We start from the raw sequence: 8,770 nt of genomic DNA on the forward strand, positions 1-8,770 counted from the left end.
GAAGCCGGGGCGCGCCTCTTCACCTTCACTCGGCTTGACCCGTCGCAATGGAAATCGGCCCGGACCACCAACGCCATCGAACGCCTGAACGGGGAGTTCCGCCGTCGCATCAAGACCCAAACCGTGCTGCCCTGCGCCGAAACCGTGCCGATGCTGCTCTGGGCGCTGCTCGCCTCAGGCCAGATCCAGATGCGAAAGGTCGATGGCTGGGAAACCCTCTCTCAGCCCATCGAACCGATGCCTCTTGACCTCGCCGCCTGAAAAAACGAGCCTTCAAATGCCCGGAGCACGCCGACAGGGAATTTCCACAGCATTTGCGACACGACCCTCGCCACGTGTGAGCAGCACGCGTTTCCAGAAGGTTTCGCGGGCGATCACAATATCATCGGGTGTGCGCGCAGTACGTTGCTCCAGAAGAGCGAAACGGAAATGCTCGCGGCAATAACCAACGCCTTCATCTCGTACAAGGCGTGTGAGTTCGGCGTTTCCGCCGTGTCCCGTCTCGATATACTGCCGCCAGCGCGACCAGATACCAAGATCGGCATACGCCGAGCCAACGTAGCGCCTACCCGTGTGGATGTCGGTAATAAGGTAAACGCCCTTAATGTTTTCCATCGCAGCGCGCCAATCAAGACGCTCGTTGCGGATTAGCGTTTCTAGTTCCTCAAAGGATAGATCGGCATCGTCAAACCCTGGGAAGTTACGCCCTGAATACGGCTCGCTCAGGATTTCGTGTACTTCAAATGCTGCGTGGTGCCGCTCCATGACGGGGCGCGTTGTGCGGTCGCGGTAGGGGTAGAAAAGCTTTAGTCGACCAATCATGTTGGCACGTATATCGCTCAGCTCGACCTCGTATCGATCCGCATGGCGTGCAAGGACGCGGTAGACCCCGCCGAACAGCCAAGTGTCCTGCTCATGGTAAAACTGCATGAGCGAGAAGATTAGTGGGCGGTTGAAGTCATCGCGGCCAGGTCTGTATTCCTGCCATTCCTGCCACTCGCGACGATCCCGTGCGAATACCTCCAGCGGCTGGCTGTGTTGGTTCCAGCGGGCAAAGTGAATTTTGTACTCGCCGAGGTTCTCAATCGGCCAGATGTCTTGAAACAAAATTGGCATGGATCAATGTTGCCCTATTCGCAAGGCGAAAGCTACCAAGAGCTTGAATGAGTGATCTTTTCTTTGTGGGAAAGGGTGTGGCGCGACCCTACGGGCCGGGCTGTCGTGAACCGAGCCTGTAGTCTCGGCCTGAAGGCATTCATCCCTTGCGCGATCTAAAGCCAGCCGTGAAGTGAACGGCTGACACTTCTTTCCTTTTGTTGGGGCTTGCAGCCCCTGACCATCAAGACCCAAGCGCCCTTTGGGGCGCGCGTTGGCGCGTATCCCCGTCCTTCCTCCCTTTGGTCGTGCAGGGCGGGTGATCCCCCTCGCGCCTTCGCGGATCATTGACGGCCATCCCCCCGCTCATTGGCGCGAGGCCTAGTCCAGTTGCATGCGCAACTGACTATCCAATGAAGGGAAAAGACCAATGAAGAAGAACGTTTATCAGAAAGTGACAGACAAGATCATCGCTGATCTGGAGCAAGGCGAGCTGAGCTGGCTGAAGCCATGGAGCAACGGAAACCTTGAGGGAAAGATTACCAAACCGCTACGGCATAACGGAATGCCCTATAACGGGATCAATATTTTGATGCTGTGGGGCGCGAGCGTTGAGGCAGGCTATCTTTCCTCATACTGGATGACATTCCGCCAAGCGAAGGAGCTGGGCGCGCATGTGAAAAAGGGCGAGTGCGGCAATCTAGTTGTTTACGCCAATACCATTACCAAGACCGAGGAAGGCGAGAACGGGCAGGATGAAGAGCGCAAGATTCCGTTCATGAAAGGCTATAGCGTTTTCAACGTGGAGCAGATCGAAGGCTTGCCCGAGCATTACTATACCAAGCCGGAAGCCATGATTGATCCTGCTTTGCGGATCGATCACGCAGAAGAATTTTTCAATCGCACCCGCGCCGACATTCGCCACGGTGGCAACCGCGCCTATTACAGTTGCGGCGGTGATCATGTGCAGATGCCATATTTTGAAACTTTCCGCAGCCCCGAGGCATATTATGCAACTTTGGCGCACGAGCTAACCCACTGGACGAAGCACAAGAGCCGCCTTGACAGAGAATCCGGACGCAAGAAATGGGGTGATGAAGGTTATGCCCGCGAAGAATTGGTTGCCGAGCTTGGCGCGGCTTTCCTTTGCGCTGATCTGGAGTTGATGCCCGAGCCTGGCATTGATCACGCCGCCTACATCCAAAGCTGGCTAAAGGTCTTGAAGGAAGACAAGCGAGCGATTTTTAGCGCCGCCGCCCACGCGCAACGTGCCGCCGACTTCTTGCACGGATGCCAGCCTGTGATCGAGGAAGAGGACAAAGAGGGAGTCGCTGCATAAGGCGGCTCCAAACAGCACAAAAATTTCGCGGCTGGCCATCGGGCCAGCCGCTCTGCGTCCTATCGGACGGGAAGTTGAAGGTTGCCTGCAATGTAGCTTTCTGCCGCCTCGTAGTGCCAATTGGTCCTGCGGGGTGTATCGTACCTAACTGTGTCGCATTCAGGGCAGTCTGGTTGCTCTATCGATCTGAAAAGAACAATCCGTTGTCCGCGATGACCTGCGCTCAACTGGCGGAAAATTGGCAAGTAATCTTTGCTACCGAAGAATAATATGGGTTCGTCTGAATCGGGCGGCAGCATAGAAAAATCTTCGTAGCGATCCGCTTTTCGTCGCCGCTTGAAACCCTCTGCCTGTCCCGAGAATGTGATGTCATAGTCCGGTAGCAGAAAATCCGAGCAGACCAGCCCCCAGCCAGCAGAGAGGACATAAAGTTTTTCTCGCCCGACATGTTTCAGCAACGCTCCATACACGGAAGGCCGATAAAGGGAACCTGCCTCCAAGAGGTTGGGCGGCGGCTCTGCTTCACCACGATTGATCTTCAGCAACAGATCACGCCAAGTCGTATCGTCGTTACACTGATCATCTGGCTTCGCGTAAAATGCCCCGTCATCAGGTGCGAGTTCTGGATGCGCCACGAAGCGAACGGGGCTGCCATCCGGCGCACTGAGGCTTCCTGCATTTGCTTGCTTAGAGCCAGCACACTGAATGACAACAATCATTTGCGCGTTCCCATCTGTTCGACACGTCGCTCCAGAACATCAAGAAAACGTGGGTCGTAGGCCTCATCGACATGGTTGGAATTCCAGAGGCCAGACTTACGAACGCGCTCGCGATTACAATAATTGCCGAGCCAGGAATCTGACGGAGGATCGATAGGTTCGTTTCGCCAATTGCTGAGAAGGGCTATGGAACCGCGCTCGATGACACCGCGCTCGCTTTCTGCGCCAGCGTCATCGCCAACGTCCAGCCACAGAAAAGGCATAGCCCCGATCACGCCGCTGACCACCTGTTCGATAGGTTGCTCTGCAAGACGTATCTCGCGCGGAGCGGTTGATTGGCGATTATCCCAACTCTCTGACTGCAGTTCGTCACGATCAAGAAGCGCCGTGCCGACGATCAACCGGAAGATCGACCCGCGATGATTGCCTCCACCAGATCGCGCAACGCCCTTATGCTGCGAAAGCCGTTTCCAAAGGGTTGTACGGGAGCCTGCTTTTAGCGCGTGCGTGCCAATGCGCACCACGCGTGACTCGCCACTGGAATGGGCCCTCATTTCCCCGTCTTCAAAGAAGAAGTAGACCCCACGCTGCGGCCAATCCATTCTCCCGTGGCAATCTTGAAGTAAACGCTTCCCACGGGTGCGCGCGTCGAGTTCGGCCATAAGCTCATAAAAACGGTGTAAATCTGCAAGCCTGCTAGTCATAGGCACTATGGTAGCGCAGGCACTTTGGTAGAAGCTACCAAGAATCCAGTGAGCCCCCGATCTACCCACAAGACAATAATCGCGGCCAGCCTGACGACTGGCCGCGTTAGTTAGAACTTAGGCATGCGAGCCGCCAGTTCATCTTCGATATTACGCATGCTCAGAAGAGCATCGCAGCGTTCATGGCTTCCGCGCGGAGCGACGGCAAAAGCGTTGAAGGCTTCTGTTAGAAGTCCGTGCAGTTCTGCCGTGCTACGGGATGCCGCTTCAAATCGCGAGACGAGTTTCATCGTATCCTCCTTTGTTTCAAGGAGACCCCGAACCGCTCAGGGCCTTTCGGCCTGGACACACACAATCATTGGCCAGTGAAGGCCTGATGGGTCGGGAGACGCACTTGGAGCGATGGAGCGATGCGCGTGAAGCGCGACGTCATCGGATAGAAGGGGATCAACGCGAAGGCGTACTGATGCAAAACTCTGGCAGGAGGCTTTGAATTCCTTTGCCCGCCCGTGCCAAATGCCAGCGGCGCTTTGTCTCATCAAATGCGGATTATCTCGGGGTGAACGCGCATCGGCACGCTCTGACGAACGCGGCTTGCTCAGGCTAGGCTGCTAATTTCTCTGCTGGTCTCACGCCTTTGCCTCGAAGTGGCTTGCACTGATTGCCCCCAAATCCCTGGCCGAATGCGGCTCATTCTTCAATGTCCTGCCCGCTCCACCTGGCTTTGCCAGCCGTGTTGAACATGAACCCTAATCCTTTGCCTTCGGCGCGTCGGGAGGGCGTTAGCAAGCCAACTTGAAGCAAAGGAGAAAACCATGGCACGCGAAAACACCAACCAAAACTTGAGCCTGAACGCGCCCGACTACATGGCGTGGCACGTCACCCAAAGAGCCGAGAAATCCTTCTGGAACAAAGTCGGAGCGGCCTGGAAGCACAAGGACGGGCGCGGCTACACCCTCCAGCTCGAAACCTGCCCGATCAATGGCCGCATCGTCCTGCGCCTTCCGCTGGAAGATGCCCCCGAAACCACAAACGACGCGGGGCGCTCATGAGCGCCCCCATCGAACCACAAGAACACCACGTCGATCCTTCGCGCCTGGCTTCTGGGACATGGTGCCATACGCGAAACCGACAGATCGGAGAAGGCGATATCGCGGCCTCCTACAGCGCCGACAAAATCGCCCAAGGAAAGATCAGGAAACCCTTTTCTTGGGAGAATGGCCTCTGGGTATGCACAGGAACTCACTATCAGAGCAACGGCAAATCTGCCGAAGCATATCGCCTCGTGCCTGAGCGCTTCTTTAATGGCGAACTTACGTGACCTGCAACGAAGTCGCGATACTGCCCTTTGAACAGCGTATCAAGCCCGAAGGGTTCTACCACGGCATGCGTGTTCGTCATGGCAAGCAGGACTGCGTTCTTGTCGGCCCAAAAGCACTCTTTCTGCCGAAGAAGGATAGTGAAATGCTCAAACAAGCCGATCTATTCGACGCGCTCTAGAAAAAAGCGCCGCTGAAACACGCGGCGCTTTCTTCGATCTAGACTGGTCCGTTGTCTTCATCATCATACCAATCATCGCGGTGCGCCGATGGCTTGAACTCCGGTACGAGCACATCGGGCTTTTTCAAGCGTGCATGAGCCAGCCTGATTGTGAGGCGGAGGGTATCTTCCGCCTTCAACCTGAAATGCTCGCGTAGATCATTGAGAAGGTGAGCGTGTTTCTCATCTAAGTTCAGCATGAATGTTTGTCGTAGTTTCTGTCGCATTGGCGACCTCCTTATCGTTTGGGTTAAAATTCTCGGCCACGATCATCGCCGCGCCCTCGGGTGCGTTCGCGTTGACGCTGACGCTGACCGTCTGATCCTTGACGCCCGCGCTCGCGCATTTTCGACTTGGCTTGCTCTTCGCTTTGGGCGCGTTTCGCGAGGCTTGGAATATCGCCACGTTTCATCGCGACATAGGCCGCAATCTCCTTGCGGATTTGCATGATTTCTTGGGCGCGGGTCTCGCGCATCTTCCGGACAGCATCTTGGACGCGCTGGCGCTCATCGAGCTGCCGCGTCACGAGCGCGTCCTTCTCGGTGCGGTCACGCTGCCATGATCGCAGCGCTTCCATCTCGTTCAGGTCTTTGATCTTGGAAAGCTTGCCTGTAACGCGGCTCCAAATGCCGCTAAATCCTTTCGGCAGACGCGCTGCCCGCGTCAGTTGTTCGCGCTTTTCGCGCTCGGCAATGCGGGAATATTCAGCTTTACGCTCTTCGCCGTGCCGCGCCTTCATCTGCTGGCGCTTGTACTCGATAGCCGGAGAGGCGCGTTTATAGCCCTCATCGACCTCATGGATGTAAGTCTTGAGCTTGTCGGTCATGCGGCTGGCGATATGTGTCTTAGTGTCTAGGACGGACGGTAGGAAGTCGGCATCGGGGATGCGCTCGCGCACATCTTTCGCCTTCACGCCCGACCAGCGCGATAGCGAGAACGTCTCAACGCGAACATCGACAGCAACCACGCCGCGCCGATCACCTTGCGCAAGGAAGAAGCCTTTTTCTTCGAGTGCTGCTTTCAGGGCATCCGTGCCGTCAGAATTCTTCCAGCATTCCTGAATAGCCGCCTTGATCAGTTTCGGGTCCTGTTTAGATCGCTGCGCTTGTTGCCATTCTGCGCGCGAATAGTTCAGGGGATTGCGCATGGAACGGTCGATCATGCCTTTGGGCATGTCCCAGCCATGTTCGAGGTACAGATCGCGGGACACGTCCATGAGCTTTTGCTTGTAAAAGCTCATGTTCTTCGCCCGCATCTCCTCGGTATCAATTCGGCTCCAGACGGCATGGGCATGACGACGCCCGTCCTTTTCATGGAAAACTAGGGCGCGGGCATGGTCGTTCAGTTCAAGCTTGCGCTCGATTCTAGCGACAGCCTGCTCGAAATCTTCGCGGCTGACTTGCGCCCCTTCGGGCGGGTTCAGACTCATGGAGAACAGGGGCTTCTTGCATTTGGTTTGGCTGGCGATGGCCTCCAGCTCTTCGAAGGCCTCTTCGAGGTCATCGCTGACGAAGCCGCGCAGATCATGCAGCTCGACATGCTCGTTATCCCTCATTGAGAGCAGATAGCTGGCGAGCTGGCGTGCATTGCCCCGTTCTTTTGCTTTGAGGATCATGGGCCACCCCCATCCTTGAGGGCACGCATCATCGCGTCGCGCATATCTTTGACGGCGCGGCAGGCATCTTGAATCTCGGCTTCGGTTTCGGGGGTGACGGGCAGAGCGCCCATGTTCACGGCCTTAGCGAGTTGGTTCAGGTTCTGCGAGAGTCGGCTTTTGCCAAGCTCGCCCAGAGCACGGCCTACGGCCTTGCCATTCTCAGTGGATGCTTTTCCGCGCCGCACGCCAGTGCGCGCCTCATCGAAGAGAACGGACTTGATATACGCGCCAAGTGGATCGCCAGCCGCCATCTTCTTGAGCGCGGCCTTTTCCTCAAAGCTCAGGCGCAGCGAAAACGGCGCTTCGCGCTTTGTGTTCGCCCCAACCTTAGCGGACGCTATCTTATTGAAATCACGGTGTGAAATTGTCATTGTCGCACCACCGATCATCAAGATCGAATTGTGCGAGTTGACTGTTCCAGTCTTGGAGAACTTCAAACAGGTGGTTCGATTCCACTCCTGTCAGGTCCACCATCTCTCTTTTCGGGTTTAGTAAAATCAGTGCCTTGCGAGGCAAATTGTCGGACTATCCTACCGGGTTTGACACTTTATGTTCCGGTTTTCTTCCCGCCTGGCGACGCCATTGCCTGCTTCGTCCAGTCCTTTCGACTTGCCGCGACCGTATAGCGGGTCGCTTCGGACAAGGTTTGGTGTCCGCTAATCGCCATGATCTGGTGCGGGGTGCAGCCCGTTTCGGCCAATCGGCCGCAAGCCGACTTCCGCAATCCGTGCGGTGAAAGCCCATCGGGCAGCTTCGCTTCCTTCACCATATCCCGGAACCAGTTCGTAAAACTCTCCGGCGTCAACGGCCTGCCCGAGTCCGATACCAGGAAGGTGAGATTGTCTTTCGGCAAAGCGTCCCAGACCGACTTCAGGTCTGGGAAGATCGGCACGTCGACCGCCTGCGCCGTCTTTCGCTGCACGACGGTCAGAACACCGTCGCGGATATGCTGACGCCCAAGATGGACCACATCGCCACGCCGCTGCCCTCTCCAGAGTAGAAGCATCAAAGCAAGATGCGCCCGAGTCCCGGGCTTGTGGTGTGCCAGAATCTGTTCGATGTGCTCTTCTTCCCAGGTCGTGAAGCCGCCGGATTTCTCCTTCAGCTTTCGGATACCAAGCGTCGGATCATCGCGCCGCCAGCCCAGTTCGACCGCATGGCGGCTTTGTTGCACAAATGGGTCAGGGAGTCATCTTGCGAATCCAGCATGATAGGCGGGAGGCATGAGCAGATGGCCCCCCACGAAGCACAAGACCACGACCTGGTCGTCCTACAATGACGGTCTGAAGCGGCGCGGATCGCTGTCGATCTGGTTCGATCCCGAGATGGTCTGGGTGCCGCCGCCGAATGGCAAACGCGGTCGACAACAGCAGTTCAGCGATGCCGCAATCCAGACCTGTCTGACCTTGAAGGTGCTTTTCGGGACGCCGCTCAGGCAGACAACCGGGTTCGTGCAGAGCTTGCTTCGGCTCGTCGGTCTGGATTGGGCGGTCCCGGACTTCAGCACCTTGTGTCGCCGCCAAAGAACTCAGAACGTGAGCCTGCGGTATCGTGGCGGCAGTGGCCCTCTGAACCTTTTGATCGACAGCACTGGTCTCAAATCCGAGGGCGAAGGTGAGTGGAATGCTCGCAAGCATCCCTCTCATCGAAACTTCGTTTCGACTGCCGGGCAGCGGGCGGCCCCAAACGTCGCATCTGGCGCAAGATACACATCCAT

The 8,770-nt window shown here is 56.6% G+C and carries 13 protein-coding genes and 1 pseudogene; 6 read left to right on the forward strand and 8 right to left on the reverse strand.

Annotated features, from left to right (window positions below):
• Positions 1–261, forward strand: a 261-nt coding sequence (locus tag ATI53_RS21935; RefSeq protein ID WP_211315413.1) for a transposase, incomplete at its 5' end; no start/stop codon positions are given.
• Positions 262–273: 12 nt separating this feature from the next.
• Here the strand turns inward: ATI53_RS21935 and ATI53_RS21940 are convergent.
• Entirely contained in the window at positions 274–1,116 is an 843-nt protein-coding gene (locus ATI53_RS21940; protein ID WP_111551382.1) for a GIY-YIG nuclease family protein, read from the reverse strand.
• A 409-nt stretch (positions 1,117–1,525) separates the two neighbouring features.
• Here ATI53_RS21940 and ATI53_RS21945 point away from each other — a divergent pair, with 409 nt between their 5' ends.
• The gene (locus ATI53_RS21945; protein WP_111551383.1) at positions 1,526–2,434 is read left to right on the forward strand and encodes an ArdC family protein; all 909 of its coding nucleotides are present in this window, start codon (positions 1,526–1,528) and stop codon (positions 2,432–2,434) included.
• Positions 2,435–2,493: 59 nt separating this feature from the next.
• Here the strand turns inward: ATI53_RS21945 and ATI53_RS23065 are convergent, their stop codons facing one another.
• The 3 genes from ATI53_RS23065 to ATI53_RS21955 form a co-directional block, all read right to left on the reverse strand.
• Positions 2,494–3,153: a hypothetical protein gene (locus ATI53_RS23065; RefSeq protein WP_146609996.1), complete on the reverse strand. Its 660-nt coding sequence runs from the start codon at positions 3,151–3,153 to the stop codon at positions 2,494–2,496.
• Positions 3,150–3,857 (reverse strand): GIY-YIG domain-containing protein, encoded by a 708-nt coding sequence (locus tag ATI53_RS21950; RefSeq protein WP_170134644.1) that lies wholly within the window; start codon positions 3,855–3,857, stop codon positions 3,150–3,152. The genes ATI53_RS23065 and ATI53_RS21950 overlap by 4 nt, the downstream gene beginning before the upstream one ends.
• A 110-nt stretch (positions 3,858–3,967) precedes the next feature.
• Entirely contained in the window at positions 3,968–4,147 is a 180-nt protein-coding gene (locus ATI53_RS21955; RefSeq protein ID WP_111551385.1) for a hypothetical protein, read from the reverse strand.
• Positions 4,148–4,672: 525 nt separating this feature from the next.
• On the opposite strand from ATI53_RS21955, the gene ATI53_RS21960 reads away from it, so the two are divergent.
• From ATI53_RS21960 to ATI53_RS21965, 3 genes are read left to right on the forward strand one after another with little or no spacing between them, the layout of a single operon-like run.
• Positions 4,673–4,909 (forward strand): hypothetical protein, encoded by a 237-nt coding sequence (locus ATI53_RS21960; protein WP_111551386.1) that lies wholly within the window; start codon positions 4,673–4,675, stop codon positions 4,907–4,909.
• Positions 4,906–5,178 carry a hypothetical protein gene (locus ATI53_RS23070; protein WP_146609997.1) on the forward strand — a complete coding sequence of 91 codons (273 nt, stop codon included), beginning with the start codon at positions 4,906–4,908 and terminating at the stop codon, positions 5,176–5,178. The genes ATI53_RS21960 and ATI53_RS23070 overlap by 4 nt, the downstream gene beginning before the upstream one ends.
• Positions 5,175–5,357, forward strand: coding sequence for a hypothetical protein (locus tag ATI53_RS21965; protein ID WP_111551387.1), 183 nt, complete (start codon positions 5,175–5,177; stop codon positions 5,355–5,357). The genes ATI53_RS23070 and ATI53_RS21965 overlap by 4 nt, the downstream gene beginning before the upstream one ends.
• A 38-nt stretch (positions 5,358–5,395) precedes the next feature.
• On the opposite strand, the gene ATI53_RS21970 is transcribed toward ATI53_RS21965, so the two are convergent.
• The 4 genes from ATI53_RS21970 to ATI53_RS21985 all read right to left on the reverse strand — a co-directional run bounded on the left by ATI53_RS21970 (position 5,396) and on the right by ATI53_RS21985 (position 8,227).
• A complete protein-coding gene (locus ATI53_RS21970; RefSeq protein ID WP_111551388.1) occupies positions 5,396–5,623 on the reverse strand; it encodes a hypothetical protein in 228 nt (75 codons plus the stop codon).
• 23 nt (positions 5,624–5,646) lie between these two features.
• Positions 5,647–7,011 (reverse strand): relaxase/mobilization nuclease domain-containing protein, encoded by a 1,365-nt coding sequence (locus ATI53_RS21975; protein ID WP_111551389.1) that lies wholly within the window; start codon positions 7,009–7,011, stop codon positions 5,647–5,649.
• On the reverse strand, positions 7,008–7,490 hold the full coding sequence (locus ATI53_RS21980) for a hypothetical protein (RefSeq protein ID WP_205912190.1): 483 nt from the start codon (positions 7,488–7,490) through the stop codon (positions 7,008–7,010). The genes ATI53_RS21975 and ATI53_RS21980 overlap by 4 nt, the downstream gene beginning before the upstream one ends.
• Positions 7,491–7,600: 110 nt before the next feature.
• The gene (locus ATI53_RS21985) at positions 7,601–8,227 is read right to left on the reverse strand and encodes a tyrosine-type recombinase/integrase (protein ID WP_111551390.1); all 627 of its coding nucleotides are present in this window, start codon (positions 8,225–8,227) and stop codon (positions 7,601–7,603) included.
• A gap of 49 nt (positions 8,228–8,276) precedes the next feature.
• Between ATI53_RS21985 and ATI53_RS21990 the strand changes: the two are divergent.
• A pseudogene (locus ATI53_RS21990) lies at positions 8,277–8,770 on the forward strand (IS5 family transposase); the annotation flags it as partial.

This window comes from Salipiger aestuarii, assembly GCF_003259905.1.
In the GTDB taxonomy this organism is placed as follows: Bacteria; Pseudomonadota; Alphaproteobacteria; order Rhodobacterales; family Rhodobacteraceae; genus Salipiger; species Salipiger aestuarii.

Excerpts from the sequence above, each read along its gene's own strand:
- ATI53_RS21945 (WP_111551383.1), top strand. The coding sequence starts at position 1,526 with ATGAAGAAGAACGTTTATCAGAAAGTGACAGACAAGATCATCGCTGAT.
- ATI53_RS23070 (WP_146609997.1), top strand. The coding sequence starts at position 4,906 with ATGAGCGCCCCCATCGAACCACAAGAACACCACGTCGATCCTTCGCGC.
- ATI53_RS21950 (WP_170134644.1), bottom strand. The coding sequence starts at position 3,857 with ATGACTAGCAGGCTTGCAGATTTACACCGTTTTTATGAGCTTATGGCC.
- ATI53_RS21975 (WP_111551389.1), bottom strand. The coding sequence starts at position 7,011 with ATGATCCTCAAAGCAAAAGAACGGGGCAATGCACGCCAGCTCGCCAGC.
- ATI53_RS21960 (WP_111551386.1), top strand. The coding sequence starts at position 4,673 with ATGGCACGCGAAAACACCAACCAAAACTTGAGCCTGAACGCGCCCGAC.
- ATI53_RS23065 (WP_146609996.1), bottom strand. The coding sequence starts at position 3,153 with ATGATTGTTGTCATTCAGTGTGCTGGCTCTAAGCAAGCAAATGCAGGA.
- ATI53_RS21970 (WP_111551388.1), bottom strand. The coding sequence starts at position 5,623 with ATGCGACAGAAACTACGACAAACATTCATGCTGAACTTAGATGAGAAA.
- ATI53_RS21940 (WP_111551382.1), bottom strand. The coding sequence starts at position 1,116 with ATGCCAATTTTGTTTCAAGACATCTGGCCGATTGAGAACCTCGGCGAG.
- ATI53_RS21955 (WP_111551385.1), bottom strand. The coding sequence starts at position 4,147 with ATGAAACTCGTCTCGCGATTTGAAGCGGCATCCCGTAGCACGGCAGAA.